Origin of the sequence: Rhizobium sp. SG741 (assembly GCF_012275435.1) — a bacterium.
Classification (GTDB): Bacteria; Pseudomonadota; Alphaproteobacteria; order Rhizobiales; family Rhizobiaceae; genus Rhizobium; species Rhizobium lusitanum.
Genome location: NZ_JAAZQP010000004.1, coordinates 360,458 through 381,620, shown reverse-complemented (window position 1 = coordinate 381,620; position 21,163 = coordinate 360,458). Strand labels below are relative to the sequence as shown.

At 60.3% G+C, this 21,163-nt stretch carries 23 protein-coding genes and 2 riboswitches; of the genes, 16 read left to right on the top strand and 7 right to left on the bottom strand.

The features are described 5' to 3' along the window. Window positions 1–63: 63 nt before the first annotated feature. Window positions 64–582 (top strand): GNAT family N-acetyltransferase, encoded by a 519-nt coding sequence (locus FHT29_RS13405; protein WP_047556645.1) that lies wholly within the window; start codon window positions 64–66, stop codon window positions 580–582. Between the two features lie 11 nt (window positions 583–593). Here FHT29_RS13405 and FHT29_RS13400 read toward each other — a convergent pair whose 3' ends face one another. Then, the gene (locus FHT29_RS13400) at window positions 594–1,271 is read right to left on the bottom strand and encodes an alpha/beta hydrolase (RefSeq protein ID WP_034504875.1); all 678 of its coding nucleotides are present in this window, start codon (window positions 1,269–1,271) and stop codon (window positions 594–596) included. Window positions 1,272–1,504: 233 nt separating this feature from the next. Between FHT29_RS13400 and FHT29_RS13395 the strand changes: the two genes are divergently transcribed. From FHT29_RS13395 to sufA, 7 genes are all read left to right on the top strand, one after another. Next, window positions 1,505–2,671 (top strand): cysteine desulfurase family protein, encoded by a 1,167-nt coding sequence (locus FHT29_RS13395; protein ID WP_047556647.1) that lies wholly within the window; start codon window positions 1,505–1,507, stop codon window positions 2,669–2,671. Window positions 2,672–2,817: 146 nt separating this feature from the next. After that, window positions 2,818–4,287: a Fe-S cluster assembly protein SufB gene (gene sufB / locus FHT29_RS13390; protein WP_037202320.1), complete on the top strand. Its 1,470-nt coding sequence runs from the start codon at window positions 2,818–2,820 to the stop codon at window positions 4,285–4,287. Between the two features lie 70 nt (window positions 4,288–4,357). Next, window positions 4,358–5,113, top strand: coding sequence for a Fe-S cluster assembly ATPase SufC (gene sufC / locus FHT29_RS13385; protein ID WP_037202319.1), 756 nt, complete (start codon window positions 4,358–4,360; stop codon window positions 5,111–5,113). A 22-nt stretch (window positions 5,114–5,135) separates the two neighbouring features. Beyond that, window positions 5,136–6,410: a Fe-S cluster assembly protein SufD gene (sufD, locus tag FHT29_RS13380; RefSeq protein ID WP_047556797.1), complete on the top strand. Its 1,275-nt coding sequence runs from the start codon at window positions 5,136–5,138 to the stop codon at window positions 6,408–6,410. Between the two features lie 15 nt (window positions 6,411–6,425). Further along, the gene (locus tag FHT29_RS13375) at window positions 6,426–7,667 is read left to right on the top strand and encodes a cysteine desulfurase (protein WP_037202829.1); all 1,242 of its coding nucleotides are present in this window, start codon (window positions 6,426–6,428) and stop codon (window positions 7,665–7,667) included. Window positions 7,668–7,678: 11 nt separating this feature from the next. Continuing rightward, entirely contained in the window at window positions 7,679–8,059 is a 381-nt protein-coding gene (locus FHT29_RS13370) for an SUF system Fe-S cluster assembly protein (RefSeq protein ID WP_034504882.1), read from the top strand. 76 nt (window positions 8,060–8,135) lie between these two features. After that, the gene (sufA, locus tag FHT29_RS13365) at window positions 8,136–8,525 is read left to right on the top strand and encodes a Fe-S cluster assembly scaffold SufA (RefSeq protein ID WP_037202315.1); all 390 of its coding nucleotides are present in this window, start codon (window positions 8,136–8,138) and stop codon (window positions 8,523–8,525) included. Between the two features lie 42 nt (window positions 8,526–8,567). Here sufA and FHT29_RS13360 read toward each other — a convergent pair whose 3' ends face one another. The 5 genes from FHT29_RS13360 to gcvT form a co-directional block, all read right to left on the bottom strand. Then, on the bottom strand, window positions 8,568–8,834 hold the full coding sequence (locus tag FHT29_RS13360) for an addiction module antidote protein (RefSeq protein WP_037202314.1): 267 nt from the start codon (window positions 8,832–8,834) through the stop codon (window positions 8,568–8,570). Window position 8,835: 1 nt separating this feature from the next. Next, the gene (locus FHT29_RS13355; protein WP_052212151.1) at window positions 8,836–9,456 is read right to left on the bottom strand and encodes an esterase; all 621 of its coding nucleotides are present in this window, start codon (window positions 9,454–9,456) and stop codon (window positions 8,836–8,838) included. A 150-nt stretch (window positions 9,457–9,606) separates the two neighbouring features. Continuing rightward, the gene (gcvP, locus tag FHT29_RS13350; protein WP_047556649.1) at window positions 9,607–12,471 is read right to left on the bottom strand and encodes an aminomethyl-transferring glycine dehydrogenase; all 2,865 of its coding nucleotides are present in this window, start codon (window positions 12,469–12,471) and stop codon (window positions 9,607–9,609) included. Further along, complete coding sequence (gene gcvH / locus FHT29_RS13345) at window positions 12,471–12,833, bottom strand: glycine cleavage system protein GcvH (protein ID WP_168599745.1); 363 nt, start codon at window positions 12,831–12,833, stop codon at window positions 12,471–12,473. The genes gcvP and gcvH overlap by 1 nt, the downstream gene beginning before the upstream one ends. Window positions 12,834–12,858: 25 nt before the next feature. Next, window positions 12,859–13,995 carry a glycine cleavage system aminomethyltransferase GcvT gene (gene gcvT / locus FHT29_RS13340; protein WP_047556653.1) on the bottom strand — a complete coding sequence of 379 codons (1,137 nt, stop codon included), beginning with the start codon at window positions 13,993–13,995 and terminating at the stop codon, window positions 12,859–12,861. A 70-nt stretch (window positions 13,996–14,065) separates the two neighbouring features. Continuing rightward, window positions 14,066–14,143, bottom strand: a riboswitch (glycine riboswitch). A 3-nt stretch (window positions 14,144–14,146) separates the two neighbouring features. Continuing rightward, a riboswitch (glycine riboswitch) is annotated at window positions 14,147–14,231 on the bottom strand. Window positions 14,232–14,401: 170 nt separating this feature from the next. Here gcvT and FHT29_RS13335 point away from each other — a divergent pair. From FHT29_RS13335 to FHT29_RS13300, 8 genes are all read left to right on the top strand, one after another. Next, window positions 14,402–14,935, top strand: coding sequence for a copper chaperone PCu(A)C (locus tag FHT29_RS13335; protein WP_047556801.1), 534 nt, complete (start codon window positions 14,402–14,404; stop codon window positions 14,933–14,935). A 185-nt stretch (window positions 14,936–15,120) separates the two neighbouring features. Continuing rightward, window positions 15,121–16,119 (top strand): RluA family pseudouridine synthase, encoded by a 999-nt coding sequence (locus FHT29_RS13330; protein WP_037202306.1) that lies wholly within the window; start codon window positions 15,121–15,123, stop codon window positions 16,117–16,119. Next, window positions 16,116–16,769: an HAD-IA family hydrolase gene (locus FHT29_RS13325; protein ID WP_047556655.1), complete on the top strand. Its 654-nt coding sequence runs from the start codon at window positions 16,116–16,118 to the stop codon at window positions 16,767–16,769. Before FHT29_RS13330 ends, FHT29_RS13325 begins: the two co-directional genes overlap by 4 nt. 9 nt (window positions 16,770–16,778) lie before the next feature. Further along, entirely contained in the window at window positions 16,779–17,564 is a 786-nt protein-coding gene (locus tag FHT29_RS13320) for an ATP12 family chaperone protein (protein WP_168597497.1), read from the top strand. Window positions 17,565–17,753: 189 nt separating this feature from the next. Continuing rightward, a complete protein-coding gene (locus FHT29_RS13315; protein WP_348644863.1) occupies window positions 17,754–18,104 on the top strand; it encodes a hypothetical protein in 351 nt (116 codons plus the stop codon). A gap of 63 nt (window positions 18,105–18,167) precedes the next feature. After that, a complete protein-coding gene (locus FHT29_RS13310; RefSeq protein WP_037202302.1) occupies window positions 18,168–19,700 on the top strand; it encodes an acyl-CoA carboxylase subunit beta in 1,533 nt (510 codons plus the stop codon). A gap of 123 nt (window positions 19,701–19,823) precedes the next feature. Continuing rightward, entirely contained in the window at window positions 19,824–20,216 is a 393-nt protein-coding gene (locus FHT29_RS13305) for a DoxX family protein (RefSeq protein ID WP_037202299.1), read from the top strand. Window positions 20,217–20,353: 137 nt separating this feature from the next. Next, window positions 20,354–20,740, top strand: coding sequence for a DoxX family protein (locus tag FHT29_RS13300; protein WP_168599744.1), 387 nt, complete (start codon window positions 20,354–20,356; stop codon window positions 20,738–20,740). Between the two features lie 10 nt (window positions 20,741–20,750). Here the strand turns inward: FHT29_RS13300 and sugE are convergent, their stop codons facing one another. Then, window positions 20,751–21,065 carry a quaternary ammonium compound efflux SMR transporter SugE gene (gene sugE, locus FHT29_RS13295; RefSeq protein ID WP_047556661.1) on the bottom strand — a complete coding sequence of 105 codons (315 nt, stop codon included), beginning with the start codon at window positions 21,063–21,065 and terminating at the stop codon, window positions 20,751–20,753. Between the last annotated feature and the right edge of the window lie 98 nt (window positions 21,066–21,163).

Genomic DNA, 21,163 nt, shown 5'->3' with positions numbered 1-21,163 from the left:
TGACCGTCGTGATTGAACATGAATCGCAAGTTTCATGTGTTACCCGAAAAAACAGGCAGACGGATGAGCGACGCCACCATACTCGAAACTCCCCGCCTTGTTTTGACGATGTGGAACAAGGGCGATGCCGAGCTGATCAGGCAGCTGCATTCGACGGTCGAAACGACGCGTTATCTCTCCGGAGCGGCACCATGGACGTTGGAGAAGGCCGAAGAGCGGTTGAAAAGCTGGTTCGGCGAACAAGCGCGCGACGGGGTGACCAAATACAAGATGCTGAGGCGGGACGACGGCCGCTTCATCGGTCGCGCTGGTTTTTCGCGATTTCACGAGGAAAACGGCCGCGGTGAATTCGAGCTCGGTTATTCGATTCGGAACGACGCCTGGGGCAATGGTTACGCGACGGAGATCGCCGGCGCGCTGGCGCAATGGTTCTTGCAGCGTGGCTTGGCCAATCAGTTCATCGCCTTCACACATCCGGAAAATGCGGCGTCGCAGCGGGTTCTGCGAAAGATCGGCATGCAGGATCACCCGCCGATGATCATCGACGGGATCTCATGCCCAACGTTCAGAATGGCCCGGTAAAGGCGTTTCTCTTACCGGATGCGCTTGGCTGCCGGTTCCGGCACCAGTTCGCCGTTCAGGCGACGATCGAGATAATCTTCGCATTCGCCCAGAAGCGTGTCGACCTGGCCGTTGAAGAAGTGATTGGCGCCCGGCACGATCTTGTGCGTGATCAGGATGCCCTTCTGCGTCTTCAGCTTCTCCACGAGGCCGTTGACGTCCTTTTCCGGAGCAACCTTGTCCGCATCGCCGTTGATGATCAGGCCGGACGAGGGGCAGGGAGCAAGGAAGGAGAAATCGTAGATATTCGGCTGCGGCGCGATCGACATGAAACCTTCGATTTCAGGACGGCGCATCAGCAGCTGCATGCCGATCCAGGCGCCGAAGGAATAGCCGGCAACCCAGCAGCTTTTGGAATCGGGATGGAGGCTCTGGACCCAGTCGAGCGCCGATGCGGCATCGGAAAGCTCGCCGGCGCCGTGATCGAATTCGCCCTGACTGCGGCCGATGCCGCGGAAGTTGAATCGGAGGGTCGTGAAACCGCGCTTCTGGAACATATAGAAGAGCTGGTAGACCACCTGATTGTTCATGGTGCCGCCAAACTGCGGGTGCGGATGGAGAATAATTGCGATCGGGGCGCTTTTTTCCTTAGAGGGCTGATAGCGGCCTTCAAGGCGGCCTGCGGGGCCGTTGAAAATAACTTCGGGCATCGATACTCCGGCTCTTCTTTTTCTGCGTTCAAACCCAACGGCACGCAGCAAGTTGACTTGACGAATGCGCTCATCTTTTCTAGAACGCAGTTTAGAACAATTCGAAACTTGATGCGGTGTTCCGCGCGTTGTGTGTGCAACGATTTATGGAACGTGTCATAAGGCATGCCCGGCTGAAATTTCAAGGAAAATGAGCCGGACGCAGCAAAGCAACGTCAGGCAGGAAGAAGATCATGGCGGCAACGCGCCTTTATCTCGACTGGAATGCCACCGCGCCGCTTCATCAGGCCGCGCGGGATGCGATGCTACGTGCGATGGATATTCAGGGCAACCCCAATTCCGTGCATGGGGAAGGTAGGGCGGCGCGTGCTGCCGTCGAGGCCGCGCGCCGGCAGGTTGCAAGCCTGACAGGCGCTGCTCCGGCCCATGTCGTTTTCACCAGCGGCGCCACCGAGGCGGCCAATATGGTGTTGACGCCGGAGTTTCGCATGGGGCGGACGCCGCTTGCCGTCAGCCATCTCTATGTATCGGCCGTCGAACATCCGGCCGTGCGCGAGGGTGGCCGGTTTCCGAAGGACAGAATCGGCGAAGTGCCGGTGACATCCGGCGGCATGATCGATCTTACGGCCCTTGAAGCGGTGCTTTCTGCGCATGACAAGGCGAGCGGGCTGCCGATGGTCGCGATCATGCTCGCCAACAACGAGACAGGGATTCTTCAGCCTGTCGATGAAGCGGCCAAGCTCGTTCAGGCGGCAGGCGGCATATTCGTCGTCGATGCCGTGCAGGCAGCCGGCAGGGTGGCGATCGATATCGAAGCGATCGGTGCGGATTTTCTGATCGTCTCGTCGCACAAGATCGGTGGGCCCAAAGGAGCCGGCGCGCTGATCTCGCGCGGCGAAGTGCTGATGCCGAAGCCATTGATCCATGGCGGCGGCCAGGAAAAGGGGCATCGCTCCGGCACGGAAAACGTGCTTGCCATCATCGGCTTCGGTGCCTCCGCCGAGGCAGCGCTTGTGGACTTCGATGGCCGCAATGCCAGAATCGGCGCGTTGCGCGATCGGCTGGAAGAAGGCATGCGGCTTGCCGCGCCCGATATCATCATTCACGGTGAGGGCGGAGCGCGCGTGCCGAATACCAGCTTCTTCACGCTGCCGGGATTGAAATCCGAGACAGGGCAGATCGCCTTCGATCTCGAAGGTGTCGCCATTTCGGCCGGGTCTGCCTGCTCGTCGGGGAAGGTCGGCGAGAGCCATGTGCTTGTCGCCATGGGATGCGATCCGAAGCTCGGAGCGCTTCGGATTTCGCTCGGCCCCGCCACGACCGAAGCGGACGTAGATCGCGCCATAGCGGCCCTTGCCCGCATTGCGGGCCGCCGCAAACTGGCGGGTGCCGCGGCCTGACGGCCACAATTTTGCGGAAACGGAAATTTCCGCTTGCCAAGTGGGCTGAAAAGTCCCCTTTGGCCGACTACATAGAGGGTAGACATAAGTCTGCCGCAACGTTGACAAGCTGCCGGACCTTGGATCCGGCGAGATTGGAGAACGAAATGCCTGCAGTCCAAGAAACGGTCGATCAGGTTCGCCAGATCGACGTGGACCAGTATAAGTATGGTTTTGAAACTACCATCGAAATGGACAAGGCTCCGAAGGGCCTGTCCGAGGATATTGTCCGCTTTATTTCCGCCAAGAAGCGGGAGCCGGAATGGATGCTGGAATGGCGTCTTGAGGCGTATCGCCGCTGGTTGACCCTGGAAGAGCCCACCTGGGCCCGCGTCGACTATCCGAAGATCGATTTCAACGACATCTACTATTACGCTGCGCCGAAGAGCACGTCCGGCCCGACCTCGCTCGAGGACGTCGATCCGGAGCTCTTGAAGGTCTATGAGAAGCTCGGCATTCCCTTGCGCGAGCAGGAGATCCTTGCCGGCGTCAAGCAGTCGAGGATCGCAGTCGATGCCGTGTTCGATTCGGTTTCGGTGGTTACCACCTTCAAGGAAGAGCTGAAGAAGGCCGGCGTGATCTTCATGTCGATCTCGGAAGCGGTCCGCGAGCATCCCGATCTCGTGCGCAAATATCTCGGCACCGTCGTTCCGACATCAGACAATTTCTACGCGACGCTGAATTCCGCTGTCTTCACCGACGGCTCTTTCGTCTTCGTGCCGAAGGGCGTTCGTTGCCCGATGGAATTGTCCACCTACTTCCGCATCAACGAGAAGAATACCGGCCAGTTCGAGCGGACGCTGATCATTGCCGAAGAGGGAGCTTATGTCTCCTATCTCGAAGGCTGCACGGCGCCGCAGCGCGACGAAAACCAGCTGCATGCGGCCGTCGTCGAACTCGTCGCGCTCGATGATGCTGAGATCAAGTATTCGACGGTTCAGAACTGGTATCCGGGCGACAAGAACGGCAAGGGCGGCATCTACAACTTCGTCACCAAGCGTGGCGATTGCCGCGGTCATCGCTCCAAGATTTCGTGGACGCAGGTCGAGACCGGTTCGGCCATCACCTGGAAATACCCGTCCTGCATTCTGCGCGGTGACGACAGCCGCGGCGAGTTCTACTCGATCGCCGTTTCCAACGGCCATCAGCAGGTCGACAGCGGCACCAAGATGATCCACCTCGGCAAGAACACGTCGAGCCGCATCGTGTCGAAGGGCATCGCTGCCGGCGTCTCGCAGAACACCTATCGCGGCCAGGTCTCGGCTCACCGCAAGGCGACGAACGCGCGTAACTTCACGCAGTGCGATTCGCTGCTCATCGGCGACAAGTGCGGCGCGCACACAGTGCCCTACATCGAAGCCAAGAACTCGACGGCGCAGTTCGAGCATGAAGCCACGACGTCGAAGATTTCCGAGGACCAGCTGTTCTATTGCCTGCAGCGCGGCATCCCGACGGAAGCAGCGATCGCTCTGATCGTCAACGGCTTCGTCAAGGAAGTCCTGCAGGAACTGCCGATGGAATTCGCCGTCGAAGCGCAAAAGCTGATCGGCATCTCGCTCGAAGGCAGCGTCGGCTGACGCCCGCATAGAAAATTAGCTTTGGCGCGCCAGCCGCGCCCTACGTTCATTCCTTCGTTAGGATTCTACAATGCTTGAAATCAAGAACCTGCATGCCCGCATCGCCGAAGACGGCACCGAGATCATCCATGGCCTGAACCTGACGGTGAAGGCGGGTGAAGTCGCCGCCATCATGGGGCCGAACGGCTCCGGCAAATCGACGCTGTCCTATATCCTCGCCGGCCGCGACGACTATGAGGTCACCGAGGGCGATATCCTCTACAACGGCGAGAGCATCCTTGAGCTCGACGCTGCCGAGCGCGCCGCCAAGGGCATTTTCCTTGCCTTCCAGTATCCGGTCGAAATCCCTGGCGTTGCCACGATGCAGTTCCTGAAGGTAGCGCTCAACGAGCAGCGCAAGGCGCGCGGCGAAGACGAGCTGACGACGCCGGATTTCATCCGCCGGGTCAAGGAAGCAGCGGCCAAGCTGCAGATCAACATGGATATGCTGAAGCGTCCGCTGAACGTCGGCTTCTCCGGCGGCGAGAAGAAGCGCGCCGAAATCCTGCAGATGGCGCTGCTGCAGCCGCAGCTTTGCGTGCTTGACGAGACCGACTCCGGCCTCGATATCGACGCTCTGAAGATCGTCGCTGATGGCGTCAACGCGCTGCGCTCTCCGGATCGCGCCGTGATCGTCATCACCCATTACCAGCGGCTGCTGGATTACATCGTTCCGGACACCGTTCACGTCCTCTACAAGGGCCAGGTGATCAAGTCCGGCGACAAGACACTGGCGCACGAACTCGAAGCCAATGGATATGCCGACATCATCGGGGCTGCGGCCTGATCGGGGCGGAAAGGATACGTCGATGAACATTCAGACGACGAACCGCTTGACATCAGCCGAAACGGCGTTGATCGAGGCGTACAACGACCAGCTTGGCGATCTGCCGGGTGACGGTGAAGTTTTCGCCGTTCGTGACCGCCTGCTTGATGATCTGAAGACCGCGGGCCTGCCGACGCGTCGCATCGAGGCCTGGCATTACACCGATTTCAAGAACCTGCTGCGTCTGGTTCCGACCGATATCGGCAAGGGTCTTGCGGAAGCTTTGGCCCCGACGGTGGAGGGGGCTTCGGTGCTTTCCGTTCTCCAGGGCAAGGCGAGCGAGAAGGCTGCCGTCAAGGGGCTGACGATCGGCCGCTACGCCGATAGCCTGATCAGCGGCACAGCCGCCGCCGGTCTGGAGGCGCTCGACAAGGACGATGCCATCGGGCGCATCAACGCCAGCTTCGTGCGCGATGGCTATGTCGTCGATTTCCCTGACGGTACCGAGCTCGACGCGCCGCTGGAGGTTCAGTTCATTCATGCCGGCGGGCAGATTCACAGCCGCCTCCCGGTCTCCTTCGGTGCCGACGTCAAGGCGACGGTCATCGAGCGCCACCAGGCTGTCGAAGGCGCTGCCGCGCTCGTCTCCTCGGTGAGCGAAGTCAAGATCGGCGCGCGCGCCGAAGTGACCTGGATCATCCTGCAGGAGCAGGGCAGCGAGGATACGCATCTCGGCCAGATCCGCATCGATCTGGGCACGGACGCCAAGCTGAGGCTGTTCGTCATCAATGCCGGCGGCAAGCTGGTGCGCCAGGAGCTGTACATCAAGGTAGCGGGCGAGGGCGCCGATCTGACGCTGCGCGGCATCAACCTGCTCGGTGGCGATACGCATACCGACGTGACGATGGTGCTTGGTCATGACGTTCCGAACACCGGATCGACGGAAGTCATTCGCAATGTCGTGTTCGACCGGGCGCGCGGTGTCTTTCAGGGCATGATCCGGGTCGCACCGGATGCGCAGAAGACCGATGCCAAAATGGCCTGCAACACGCTGCTGATGTCCGACGATGCCGAATTTTCGGTCAAGCCGGAACTCGAAATCTTCGCTGACGACGTGCAGTGCGGCCATGGCGCCACTGTTGCCGATATCGACCGCAACCATCTCTTCTATCTGATGGCCCGCGGCGTTCCGGAGAACAAGGCCCGCGCCATGCTGGTCAACGCCTTCGTGGCCGAGATCGTCGAGGAACTGGAAGACGAAGCCCTGGTCGAGGCGCTGGAAGGCGTTATCTCTGCTTGGCTGGAAAAGCACGCCTGATTGGAGGCAAAGCTCGTGGACAAGATCATGCCTGCAACGGCCTATGACGTCGAAGCTATTCGCCGGGATTTCCCGATCCTGGCGAAGACGGTGCATGGCAAGCCGCTTGTTTATCTCGACAATGGCGCATCGGCGCAGAAGCCGCAGATCGTCATCGATGCTATCTCGCATGCCTATTCCAGCGAATACGCCAATGTGCATCGTGGCCTGCATTTCCTCTCCAATGCCGCCACCGAAGCTTATGAGGCAGCGCGCGAAAAGGTGCGCCGTTTCCTGAATGCGCCGTCGGTGGACGATATCGTCTTCACGAAGAACTCGACCGAGGCAATCAACACGGTCGCCTATGGCTGGGGCATGCCGAAGCTGAGCGAAGGCGACGAGATCGTCGTCTCCATCATGGAGCATCACTCCAACATCGTTCCCTGGCACTTCATTCGTGAAAGACAGGGAGCAAAGCTCGTCTGGGTGCCTGTTGACGACGAAGGCGCGTTTCATATCGAGGATTTCGAGAAAAGCCTGACGGAACGGACCAAGCTCGTCGCCATTACCCACATGTCGAATGCGCTCGGGACCATCGTTCCGGTGAAGGAAGTCTGCCGCATCGCGCATGAGCGGGGCATTCCGGTGCTGGTCGACGGATCGCAGGGCGCCGTGCATCTGCCTGTCGATGTGCAGGATATCGATTGCGACTGGTACGTCATGACCGGTCACAAGCTCTATGGTCCTTCCGGCATCGGCGTTCTCTACGGCAAGAAGGAGAGGCTCGCCGAGATGCGGCCTTTCCAGGGCGGCGGCGAGATGATTTTCGACGTGACCGAGGAAAACGTCACCTATAACGACCCGCCGCATCGCTTCGAAGCCGGCACGCCGCCGATCGTGCAGGCGATCGGGCTTGGTTTCGCGCTCGACTACATGGAGAGCATCGGCCGCGAGGCGATCGCCCGACATGAGGCCGATCTTGCGGCCTACGCGGCGGAGCGGCTGCGGGATATCAATTCGCTGCGAGTTTTCGGCACGGCACCCGGAAAAGGTGGTATCTTCTCCTTCGAACTCGCGGGTATCCACTCCCATGACGTGTCGATGGTGATCGACCGTCAGGGGGTTGCAGTGCGCGCGGGGACGCATTGCGCCCAGCCGCTCTTGAAACGCTTCGGCGTCACCTCCACATGCCGTGCATCGTTCGGCTTGTACAATACGCGTGCCGAAGTGGATGCTTTGGCGGATGCGCTGGAATATGCGCGCAAGTTCTTCGCCTAAGGAGGCAAGCGATGTCACTCGACGAAAGCGAACAGAAGATCGATGTACGCGAAGGGATCGTGCATTCCAGCATTCCCGAGGGTGAGTTGGCTCGCCTCAGCGACGACATCATCGCCGCGCTGAAGACTGTCTACGATCCGGAAATTCCGGCGGATATCTTCGAACTCGGTCTGATCTACAAGATCGATATCGAAGACGACCGCATGGTGAAGATCGTCATGACGCTGACCGCGCCCGGTTGCCCGGTTGCCGGCGAGATGCCGGGCTGGGTCGAAAATGCGGTCGGCGCGGTCGAAGGCGTTTCCGGCGTCGACGTCAGCATGACCTTCGATCCGCCGTGGAGCGCGGACCGCATGTCGGAAGAAGCGCAAGTGGCCATCGGCTGGTATTGAAGCTTTAGGCCGCCGGCTTTACATTAAGACTCGAAGCGCCGGATCTTGACCCCGGTTGCGGAAGGAGAATGAGCCCATGGGCTTTGCAGTGATGACTATGACCGATACCGCAGCTGCGCGCGTAAAGGCGATCGTCGAGAATTCCGGATCCGATGCCAAGGGCGTTCGCGTCGGCATCAAGAAGGGCGGCTGCGCGGGGATGGAATATACCATCGACCTGGTAAGTGAGCCGAACCCCAAGGATGATCTGATCGAGCACGACGGCGCCAGGGTCTGGGTCGAGCCGTCGGCCGTGCTTTATCTGCTCGGCACCGAAATGGGCTTCGAGACCACGACCTTGCGTTCGGGCTTTACGTTCACCAATCCGAACCAGACATCTGCTTGCGGCTGTGGCGAGTCCGTCGAATTGAAGCCTGCAGATCTTGCCGCCCTGGCGGCGCAACGGCAGGCCGTTCAGCCCGCTTAAAGCGGATTTTGTCGTTATTTCACCTCAGAGCGTGTTGGATTCTCAATGTGCGGCCGGCACCGGCGTCAGCTTGAGTCCGAGCGCCTTGACGACTTTCAGGATCGTCGCGAATTCCGGATTTCCCTCGCCGCTCAGCGCTCGATAGAGCGCCGAGCGGTTCATGCCGACATCCTTGGCAAGCTTGCTCATATTGCGCGTGCGCGCCACTTCGCCCAATGCCCTGGCAATGGAGGACGGATCGTCGGTCTCAAAGGCGGCCGCGATGTAGCTGTCGGGATTATCCGTATCAAAGGGATTTTCCTCGTTCATTTCATATGCCTTTCCGTATGAGCCAGTCGCGGATGATGTCGGCCTCGTCTTGATGGAGGCCATGATCGGTTGGCAGCACAAGAGCGCTGACATCCGCGCCGGCGTTTGCAAATTGTTGTCTCACGAGTTCCGCGTCGCCAGGCTCCCGCCGTTGATCGTTCTCGCCTGAGATGATCAGGATCGGCAGGGCGGGCATCGACGGGAACTCTGCGTCAGGTGCCGGTGAAAGAGGCCGCATCAAGATTGCTGATGATGCGAGCCCGGGCCGTCGCTGAAGGATCGATGCTGCCATGATGGCGCCATTGGAGAAACCGAGCAGAACTGGCGGCTGCGCGAGCAGCTTTCGCTCTATCGCCGTTGTAATGAACCGACAGAGCCTATCCGTCTGGCTGTCGAGGTCGACATGATCCAGGCTGCGGTCGGGATTGCGGCGGAAGAAGGCGAACCCTTCTTCCCATTCGACAGCGCCGCGCAGCGCCATGTACGGCCGCTGCGGCGCAATCGCATCCGCAAGCGGGATGAGAGCGGCCTCATCGCTGCCGCTGCCGTGCAGCAGAAGCAGCGGGGAGGAGGAATGCTCCGCCCGCCCGGCGATGAAATGAAAATCCGGCCATTCCGGCATAATGTCTGACTTCCAAGGCCTCATGGCGCGTCATAAAAAAACGCCGCGCATCCGGTGGGACGCGCGGCGTTTTCATAGACAAGTTTCACAATAGATTTATGTCGGCTTTTGGCGAAGCGACTGAACCGCTTCGCTTTTTCGCAAAAAAATCTACTCGGCCGCCTCGGCATAGGATTCCACCGGCGGGCAGGTGCATACCAGATTGCGATCGCCATAGACGTTGTCGACGCGATTGACCGGCGACCAGTATTTGTCGACGCGGAACGCGCCGGGCGGGAAGCAGGCCTGCTCGCGGGAATAGGGGCGGTTCCATTCGCCGACGAGGTCTTCCACCGTATGCGGCGCGTTCTTCAGCGGATTGTCGGTCTTGTCCATCCGGCCTTCCTCGATGGCGCGGGCTTCCTCGCGGATCGCCAGCATCGCTTCGCAGAACCGGTCGAGTTCAGCCTTGGTTTCCGATTCGGTCGGCTCAATCATCAATGTACCGGCAACCGGCCAGCTCATGGTCGGCGCATGGAAGCCGCAATCGATCAGACGCTTGGCAACGTCATCGACGGTAACGCCGGCGCTGTCCACCAGCGGGCGCGTATCGATGATGCATTCATGCGCCACGCGTCCGGTCTTGGACTTGTAGAGCACGTCATAGGCGCCCTTCAGCCTGGCGGCGATATAGTTGGCGTTGAGGATCGCCACCTTGGTCGCCTGCGTCAGCCCTTCGCCGCCCATCATCAGGCAGTAGCTCCACGAGATCGGCAGGATGGAGGCCGAACCGAAGGCCGCGGCCGAGACCGCGCCGCTGCGACCGTCCGTCTCCGGATGGCCGGGCAGGTGAGACGCCAGATGCGCCTTGACGCCGATCGGGCCCATGCCGGGACCGCCACCGCCATGCGGGATGCAGAAGGTCTTGTGCAGGTTGAGGTGGCTGACGTCGGAGCCGATGTCGCCGGGGCGGGAGAGACCGACCATGGCGTTCATGTTGGCGCCGTCGAGATAGACCTGGCCGCCATGCTTGTGCACGAGATCGCAGATCTCCTTCACCGTCTCTTCGAAAACGCCGTGCGTCGAAGGATAGGTGATCATGCAGCAGGAGAGGTTGTCGGCATATTGCTCGGTCTTGGCGCGGAAATCGGCCATGTCGATATCGCCGTCGTCGCTGACCTTGACGACCACCACCTTCATGCCCGCCATCTGCGCCGAGGCCGGGTTGGTGCCATGCGCCGAAGTCGGGATCAGGCAGATATCGCGATGCCCCTCGCCATTGGCGATATGGTAGTTGCGGATGGTGAGCAGGCCGGCATATTCGCCCTGCGCGCCGGAATTCGGCTGCATGGAGAAGGCATCGTAACCGGTCACGGCGCAGAGCTTCTCCGTCAGATCGTCGATCATTTCACGGTAGCCCAGCGCCTGATCGGCCGGCACGAAAGGATGGATGTCAGAGAATTCCGGCCAGGTGATCGGCAGCATTTCCGCTGTAGCGTTCAGCTTCATCGTGCAGGAGCCGAGCGGGATCATCGAGCGGTCGAGCGCGAGGTCACGGTCGGAGAGCCGGCGGATGTAGCGGGTCATCTCGCTTTCCGCGCGGTTCATGTGGAAGATCGGATGCGTCAGGTATTCGCTGGTGCGCAACAGGGTCTTCGGCAGGCGGTAGGACGGCTCGAAATCGGCGATGCGGAAATCGCCGCCGAAGGCACGCCAGACGGCTTCCAGCGTCGCCGGGCGCGTGCGCTCGTCGAGGCTCATGCCGATCTTCGTCTCGCCGACCTTGCGCAGGTTCACACCCTCGGCGACGGCGGCACGCAGGATGAGACCCTGCATATGGCCGACTTCGACTGTGATCGTGTCGAAGAAGCTTTCCGGCTCGATGGCATAGCCGAGCTTTTCCAGCCCCTTGGCCATCAGGACGGCCTTCTGGTGGACCTGCTGGGCGATGGCCTTGAGGCCCTGCGGACCGTGGAACACGGCGTACATCGAGGCCATGACAGCGAGCAGCACCTGCGCGGTGCAGATATTCGACGTCGCCTTTTCGCGGCGGATATGCTGTTCGCGGGTCTGCAGCGACAGGCGGTAGGCACGATTGCCCCGCGCATCGACGGAGACGCCGACCAAGCGACCCGGCATGGAGCGCTTGTAAGCGTCCTTGACTGCCATGAAGGCCGCGTGCGGACCGCCATATCCCACAGGCACGCCGAAGCGCTGGGAGGAGCCGATGGCGATATCGGCACCCATTTCGCCGGGCGATTTCAATAGCGTCAGCGCCAACAGATCGGTCGCGACGACGGCGATGGCACCCGTCTGGTGCAATCTGGAGATCAGCCCGCTGAAGTCGTTGAGGCGACCGTGCGTGCCCGGATACTGGAAGATCGCGCCGAAGACATCGACCGGATCGAGGTCGGTGAAGGGGTTGCCGAGGATAACGGTCCATCCGAGCGGCTCGGCGCGGGTCTTGATCAGCGCGATGGTCTGCGGATGGCAATCGGCATCGACGAAGAAGGCCTTGGCTTTCGATTTCGCAACACGCTCCGCCATCGCCATGCCTTCGGCCGCAGCAGTCGCTTCATCGAGCAGCGAGGCATTGGCGACATCGAGGCCTGTGAGGTCACTGATCATCGTCTGGTAATTCAACAGCGCCTCGAGGCGGCCCTGGCTGATTTCCGGCTGGTAAGGGGTATATGCAGTGTACCAGGCGGGATTTTCCAGGATATTGCGCTGGATGACCGGCGGTGTGATCGTGCCGTAATAGCCCTGGCCGATCAGCGAGACGAGGACCTTGTTCTTGTTGGCGGTCTCGCGCAATCTGTCGAGCGCCTCGCGCTCGGTCATCGGCGCACCCCAAGCGAGCGGCGTCTTCTGGCGAATGGCAGGCGGCAACGTCGCGTCGATCAGGCCGTCAAGGCTGTTGTAGCCGATCACGCCAAGCATATCGGTCATCTCTGACGGAGATGGGCCGATATGGCGACGATTGGCAAAATCGTAGGGCTGGTAGTCGGTAAATTTGAATTCCGTAGGCGTTGTCATTATCCGATCAGCTCCTTGTAACCGGATTCATCAAGAAGACCATCAACATCGCTCACGTTCCTCAGCTTCAGCTTGAAGAACCAGCCAGCCCCCATCGGATCGGAGTTGACGAGTGCCGGATCGGCGGTGATGGCTTCGTTGACCGCGGTGATTTCTCCGTCGAGCGGACAATAGACTTCGGAAGCCGCCTTGACGGATTCGACTGTTGCCGCATCGTCGCCCTTCGAGAAGCTGGCGCCGACTTCAGGCAGTTCCACGAAAACCAGATCGCCGAGCTGCTCGGCGGCATGCGCCGTGATGCCGACCGTTGCGACGTCGCCATCGATGTTCAGCCACTCATGTTCTTCGGTGAATTTCAGCATGGATAATCCTCTCTGGAAAAGACGTTCAGCGTTTGTAGGTAGGCTTGACGAAAGGCAGGGCGCTGACGGCGACGGGCAGGTATTTGCCGCGCACCTCGGCGTAGACGGTCGTGCCGGCCGATGAGAATCTCGTGGGCACATAGCCCATGGCGACGGGGGATTCCACGCTCGGGCCGAAGCTGCCCGAGGTAACCTCGCCGATCTCGGTCTTGCCCTCGGCATCGGCATAGAGCTTGGCATGACCGCGCACGGGCGCCTTGCCTTCCGGCTTCAGGCCGACGCGGCGGCGCGGGGCGCCACCATCGAGTTCGGCGAGAATGCGGGACGCGCCGGGAAAGCCGCCGGCGCGGACGCCGCCGGTCTTTCGAGCCTTCTGCATGGCCCATTCGAGCGCAGCTTCGACCGGCGTCGTGGTCTGGTCGATATCATTGCCATAGAGGCAAAGCCCGGCTTCGAGGCGCAGCGAGTCGCGGGCGCCGAGGCCGATCGGCTGCACATCCGGGTGTTCGAGCAGCCGCTTGGCGATATCCTCGGCCTTGTCGGCCGGTACGGAAATCTCGAAACCGTCTTCGCCGCTGTAGCCGGAGCGCGACACGAGGCAGGAAACGTCGTGCAGGCGACAATGGCGCACATCCATGAATTTCATGTAGGCAATGTCGGCCCAGAGCTCCGCAAGCACGGAAACGGCGCGCGGTCCTTGCAGGGCAATCAGCGAGCGATCAAGTAAGGTAACCTCACAGCTATCGCCGATATGATCTTGAAGATGCTTGAGATCCTGCTCCTTACAGGCGGCGTTCACAACGACGAAGAGGTAGTCATCCATATGGGTGATCATGAGATCGTCGAGGATGCCTCCGTTGTCGTCGGTAAAGAAGCCGTAGCGCTGGCGATCTTCCGCGAGGCCGAGGATATCGACCGGCACGAGGCTTTCCAGCGCGAGCGCCGCGTCCTCATATTTGCCGGAATGGGCGCGGATCGTCACCTGACCCATATGCGACACGTCGAACAGGCCGGCGGAAGAGCGGGTCCAAAGGTGTTCCTTCATGACACCCGCGGCATATTGCACGGGCATGTCGTAGCCGGCAAACGGCACCATGCGGGCGCCGAGCGATACATGCAGGTCGTAAAGGGGTGTCTTCTTGAGGGCAGCGGTCTCGTCCAATGACGCCTCCGGGTTTTGCGCTCATATCCGAGCGCAGAGCTCACAATTTCGGCACGGTTGCGCCTGACGATGAGCCCCCTCTGTCTGTTTGCCTGAGATTGTTATCCCTTCGGCGAACGCTTGCGCGTTTCTCTCCAGAGTTCCGTCTGCCCCTTGCTGGTCCTTTGGGCCTGAGAGTTTCCGGGGCGGTTGCTCCTTCGGCACCGGCTTGCGCCAGATTCTCCCAACAAGGTCGAGTGTCATTATCTGGTACTCGAGAGAGATGGCAAGGGGCAAATGTCGCCGCTGAACAAATTTTTGTCGCGCGCTTCCATCGGTGATCCCGCGAGTGAAAGCGGGGGCTTTGCAACGAGGTTGCGAAAGGCTATCCCTTCGGGTCGATAGAGGAGCCGGGCAGGAGAGAATGATGAACCGTTGTCAGGTCGCAGCATTGCTGATGTCAGCAGCAGCACTTTCGCTTTCGACAGGCGGCGCAATGGCCCAGCAGAGCGGCGACATGAAGGGCATGGCCGGGATGCATATGGATGCGCAGGCGGCGCCATCCGGTTCAGCCACCGGTAAGCTCGGCGATCTCGACATCAGCGGCGGTTATGTCCGCGCCATGCTGCCTGGTCAACCGGTTGGCGGCGGCTACATTACCATCCACAATGGCGGCAAGGCCGACGACACGCTGACATCAGTCATATCCTCGGCTGCGGGCAAGGTGGAATTGCACGAGATGAAGATGGACGGCGAGATCATGAAGATGCGCGAGATCAAGGGTGGTATCGCAATTCCCGCCGGTGCTACCGTGACGCTTTCGCCGAACACGATGCACATGATGTTCAAGCAGGTGAAGACGCCCTTCAAAAAGGGCGGCTCGGTGCCTGTGATGCTGATGTTCGGGAAAGCCGGAATGGTCGATCTCGATCTGCCCGTCGTGTCGGCCAAGGGAAACTGAGCCAGAAAAATATTCGGCCCGGATAATTCCAGTTTCCACTTTTGCTCGAAATGCTCTAAAGCCACGTCGAAAGGCCGGGATATCCGGCTGCGGGGCAGCTGGCCCCGTTATTTGAATTGGCATGATCCCGTCCAACGAGCGTTTGGTATTTTCCGGAGCATGCTGCGGCATTTGAAAGAAGAACAATGGCCGGGATTGAACATATACAGGTCGAGCCTGACGAAGCCGGCATGCGCCTCGACCGCTGGTTCAAGGTACATTTTCCGGGGCTCGGCTTCGGTCAGCTGCAAAAGTTGTTGCGTTCCGGCCAGGTGCGTGTCGACGGCGGTCGCGTCAAGACGGATGCTCGCGTGCAGCCGGGGCAGGTGGTGCGCGTGCCGCCTCTCGACGTCGACGCCAAGGCCCTGAAGAGCGGGCCCATCGGTGGCAATGACCTTAAACACGCCGGTGACGGCGAGCTTCTTGCGCGCATGCTGCTGCACGAAGACGAGAAGGTCTTTGTGCTGAACAAGCCGGCCGGCCTCGCCGTGCAGGGCGGTTCTGGCCTTACCCGTCATATCGACAAGATGCTGGAGGCATGGACGAGCAAGAAGGGCGAAAAGCCACGTCTGGTGCACCGTCTCGACCGCGACACATCCGGCGTCCTCGTCGTTGCCCGCACCCGCGGCGCGGCGCAGAAGCTGACTGCGGCCTTTCGTGAGCGCGACACCAAGAAGACCTATTGGTCGTTGGTCAAGGGTGTGCCGCGCAAGCACGAGGACAAGATTTCGACCTGGCTGGTGAAAGAGGCAACACCCGACGGCGATCGCATGCGCATCGCCAAGCATGGGGAGGAGGGCGCGGATCACGCCATCTCCTATTATCGCGTGCTCGAAATGGCAGCGCAGAGCCTCGCCTGGCTGGAGATGGAGCCCTACACCGGCCGCACGCACCAGCTCCGCGTCCATGCGCTGCATATAGGTCATCCGATCATCGGCGACCCCAAATATTTCGATGACGATCCGAACTGGGATTTCCCTGGCGGTGTCCAGAAGCGTCTGCATCTGCATGCCCGCCATATCGATATTCCGCATCCCAATGGCGGCCGCCTGCGCGTTACGGCACCTCTGCCGCCGCACATGGTGCAGACATGGAACCTTCTCGGTCTCGACATGGCATCGGCAGGGGAGCCGGACGACGAATGAAACTCGTTCTTTTCGATTGCGACGGCACGCTGGTCGATAGCGTGCGGCTGATCCACGAGGTCATGGCGCGGACATTCGTTGCCTTTGGCTACAAGCGCCCCGATGTTTCCGCCACCAAGGCGATCATCGGCCTCAGCCTGGATATCGCGGTTTCCCGCATGCAGGGCAAGCCGCATGTCGATGACGAGGCGATTGCCATGACCGCGCACTACAAGTCGATCTTTCCCGGCGTGCGCGACGAGGCGGATATGCAGACGCCGCTCTTCGACGGCATCAAGCCGCTGATCGAGACTCTCGCATCCCGCGACGAATTGCTGCTCGGTGCCGTGACGGGCAAGTCCCGTCGTGGTCTTATCCATATTCTTGAAGCCAACGGTTTTGCGCCCTATTTCGTGGTGTCGCGTACTGCCGACGATTGCCCCTCGAAGCCGCATCCGGCCATGGTGGCGGAATGCTGCGACGAAACCGGCATGGATCCGCACGACACCATCGTCATTGGCGATGCCGTTTACGACATGCAGATGGCAAAGGCTGCCGGCGCGACCGCCATCGGCGTATCCTGGGGTTACGCTTCGGTCGAGGAATTGCTGACTGCCGGCGCCGATGCGATTGCCCACCATCCGAACGACCTGTTGAGCCATATTCTCTGAGGTGACGCCATGCGCGACCTGTTGAACGATCTTTCCGAGGGGCTGAGCCATCCCGATCCGATCCGCCGCGCGCAGATCCAGATGAAGAGACCCTTGCCGAAGCGCTTCTACAAAGACGTGACAATCAACCCGGGCAAGGACGGTCACGCCATTGCGCTCGACGGCAAGGTGGTCAAGACGCCGGCGCGGCATTCTCTGGCCCTGCCGACGGAAGCGCTTGCCAAGCTGGTGGCGGCCGAATGGGCGAGACAAGTCGACGTCATCGATCCAGCAACAATGCCGGTCACCCGTCTGGTCAACAGCGCCATCGATGGTGTGGCGACCGAAAGCCAGGCTGTGTTCGACGAAATCGTGCGCTTTTCCGGCAGCGATCTCCTTTGCTATCGCGCCAATGAGCCGGAGCGGCTGGTCGCGCGGCAGTCGGAGCGCTGGAACCCGGTGATCGAGTGGGCGGCACGCGAGATCGGTGCTCGCTTCATTCTGGCCGAGGGCGTCATTCACCAGCAGCAGCCCCGCGAGGCCATTTCCGCCTTCGCCGCGGCATTGCGCAAATACGACACGCCCATGGAGCTTGCGAGCCTGCATACGATCACGAGCATGACCGGCTCCGCGATCCTGGCGCTCGCCTTTGCCGAGGGCTGGCTGCCGCTTGCCGACGTCTGGTCGTTGGCGCATCTCGATGAAGACTGGACGATCGAACATTGGGGCAGCGATGAGGAAGCCGAGCACCGCCGCGCGCAACGCTTCGAGGAATTTCAGGCGGCAACCGACGTTTTTTCTGCACTGCGCAGTTGAATATTGTTGATTTCCAGTCCTTTATAACAGCCTTCGTATCTTGCGGATTTGGAAGTCGGGGCAGGGATCATGTTGTTGTTGAGGCCGGGGGCCGTGTTGGCGCTCGTGGGATGTTTGGCTCTGGCTGCGTGCTCGAGCTGGTCCGTTGATCCTCCTCCTCCAACCTATGACGTTCGTAGCGCGACTGTGGTGGCCGATCAGGCCTTGCCGCCGGTATCGCCGGCGCTGATTGCCGCCACCAATGATCGCGTGAACGCCTCGATCGCCGCAACGGCCCACAGCACGACGTTGCCGCAGGTCGCTATCACCATCCGATTGACCGATGTTCGCAAGGCGCGCGGCTTCAACCGAGATCGCAGCAGCGCCAAGGTCAACATCGACGCAGCGGCGTTGGACGGTGGCTCCGTGGTGGCCATGGCATCCTTTGAAATAAGAACGGTGGCTCCCGATCCTGCCACGGCCGATGAACTGATGGCGGAAGATATCGCTGCTCGCGTCCGCTCCATCTTTTCACTGACCATGCCACGGCTGGCGAACTGAGCCGGCAGCTTCAAACCGCGCTCGCGTCGTGCTAAGCCCGAGCAGCGAAGGAGAGAGGGCCTCATGAAGGAAATTCTGCAGGAACTGGAGCGTCGTCGTGAGGTTGCAAGGCTCGGCGGCGGTCAGGTGCGAATCGATGCGCAGCATGCGCGAGGCAAGCTCACGGCCCGCGAACGCATCGACATCTTCCTCGACGAGGGTTCCTTCGAGGAGTTCGACATGTTCGTCGAGCATCGCTCGACCGATTTCGGCATGGACAAGAGCAAGGTTGCCGGCGATGGCGTCGTGACCGGCTGGGGTACGGTCAACGGGCGCACCGTTTTCATTTTTGCCAAGGATTTCACCGTCTTCGGTGGGTCTCTTTCAGAAGCACATGCGGAAAAGATCACCAAAGTACAGGATATGGCGCTGAAGAACCGCGCGCCCATCATCGGCATCTATGACGCCGGCGGCGCCCGCATTCAGGAAGGCGTGGCCGCACTCGGCGGTTATGCCGAAGTGTTTCAGCGCAACGTGCTTGCATCCGGCGTCATCCCGCAGATTTCCGTCATCATGGGTCCCTGCGCCGGCGGCGATGTCTACTCGCCCGCCATGACCGATTTCATCTTCATGGTGCGCGATACATCCTACATGTTCGTCACCGGGCCGGATGTGGTGAAAACCGTCACAAACGAGACCGTCACCTCCGAACAGCTCGGCGGCGCCTCCGTGCATACGACGAAATCCTCGATTGCCGACGCCGCCTATGACAATGATGTCGATACGCTGCTGCAGGTGCGCCGCCTCGTCGATTTCCTGCCGCAATCGAATACTGCGGCTCTGCCGGAGATCGAGTGCTATCAATCCGTCACCGAGCCCGATACCTCGCTCGACACGCTGATCCCGGCCAATGCCAACAAGCCCTACGACATCAAGGAACTGATCCTCAAGGTGGCGGATGAGGGCGATTTCTTCGAGATACAGGAGAGCTTCGCCAAGAACATCGTTTGCGGCTTCGGGCGGATCGAGGGAGCCACGGTCGGCTTCGTCGCCAATCAGCCGATGGTGCTCGCCGGCGTGCTCGACAGCGATGCGTCGCGCAAGGCGGCGCGCTTCGTGCGCTTCTGCGATTGCTTCAATATCCCGATCGTCACCTTCGTCGATGTGCCCGGCTTCCTGCCAGGGACGGCGCAGGAATATGGCGGGTTGATCAAGCACGGCGCCAAACTGCTCTTCGCCTATGCCGAGGCGACGGTGCCGAAGCTCACCGTCATCACCCGCAAGGCCTTCGGCGGCGCCTATGACGTCATGGCCTCGAAGCATCTGCGCGGCGATCTCAACTATGCATGGCCGACGGCGCAGATTGCCGTCATGGGCGCCAAGGGCGCCGTCGAGATCATCTTCCGCAAGGATATCGCTGATCCCCAGAAAATAGCGGCCCATACGAAGATGTATGAGGACCGTTTCCTGTCGCCCTTCGTCGCAGCCGAGCGTGGTTATATCGACGAAGTGATCATGCCGCGTTCCACCCGCCGCCGGCTGGCGCAGGGCTTGCGGATGCTGCGCAACAAGGACCTGACCAATCCCTGGAAGAAGCACGACAACATTCCACTGTGAGCATGTGACAGCAAGTCACGGATTTCACACGGAAAATTGATTGGACGTCAGAATCCGTGTTTTCACGTTCAGGGGCGGCCGCTCTAATGCTTGCTTCTGGGGGAGTTAAAACTGGAGTTTAAAATGGCGCTTTCCGATCGGCTGAATCAATATCAGCCCTATGCTCTTACTGTATTGCGTGTCGTCACCGGCGTGCTGTTCATCGAACACGGCCTACAGAAGTTTTTCGGCTTTCCGCCCGGGGGCCAATTCCCAAGCCCACTGCCGACCCTGCTTCTGGTTCAGGGTATCATCGAGATCGTCGGCGGCTTGGCAACAATCGTCGGTTTCTTTACCCGCCCCGTCGCATTCATCCTTTGCGGCAACATGGCGGTCGCCTATTTCATGGCGCATTATCCGAAGAATTTCTTCCCGGCCAACAATGGCGGAGACGCAGCTATTCTTTACTGCTTCGTCTTCCTGTTCCTGATCTTTGCGGGTCCCGGCCTTGTGGCCGTCGACAATCGCAAGAAGTAGTCAATGTCATCGCCGGGCTTGGACGATCGCCAGGCCCGGCGAATAATTTTCTCTTTCGCGTGTTGATTCCGTTGTCAGCGGAAAGGGAGCCTTGTCGGCAAGATCTCTTCTGCATTCTATTTCGAACGGAGATCTTCATGTCGGTTTTCGAGCGCTTGTCGCCGTATCAGCCAACCGCACTGGCAATCCTGCGGGTTATTACAGCCCTGTTGTTCATCGAGCACGGCACCCAAAAGCTTTTCGGCTTTCCCCCTGCACCCTTCACGATCACGACATTGTTCTTCGTGGCAGGTGCAATCGAGCTCGTAGGCGGCGTCCTTATCCTGTTTGGGCTGTTCACCCGCCCCATTGCCTTTCTCCTTAGCGGCGAAATGGCGATTGCCTATTTTATGCTGCATATGCAGATCGACTTCTTCCCGGCCAACAATCAGGGAGATGGCGCAGTACTGTTCTGCTTCATCTTCCTGTTTCTGGTGTTTGCCGGTCCCGGGGATTGGGCGCTGGACAATCGCCAGCGCCGATGACCTTGCCTTGTCAGGTGGCGAGCTTGAGGCCGGCAATGCCTGTGACGATCAGGGCGATGCAGGCCACGCGGACGAGGGTTGCGGGATCGCCGAGCAGCCATATGCCTAACAATACGGTGCCGACCGTGCCGATGCCGGTCCAAACAGCATAGGCCGTGCCCATCGGCAGGGTCTTTACCGCAAGGCCGAGCAGCACAACGCTGATGACCATGGATATGATGGTGAAAGCAGTCGGCATCGGCCGTGTAAAGCCGTCGGTATACTTCAGGCCCACTGCCCAGCCGATTTCAAACAAGCCTGCAAGAAAAAGCAGGAACCAAGCCATGTTACGCTCCTTTATTCAGAGCGAGGCCGTCCCCGCGGATGTTACGGCCGATGAAAGAATATCGGCCGCCGCAGCCGTCTGCGCGGGTTACCATATGC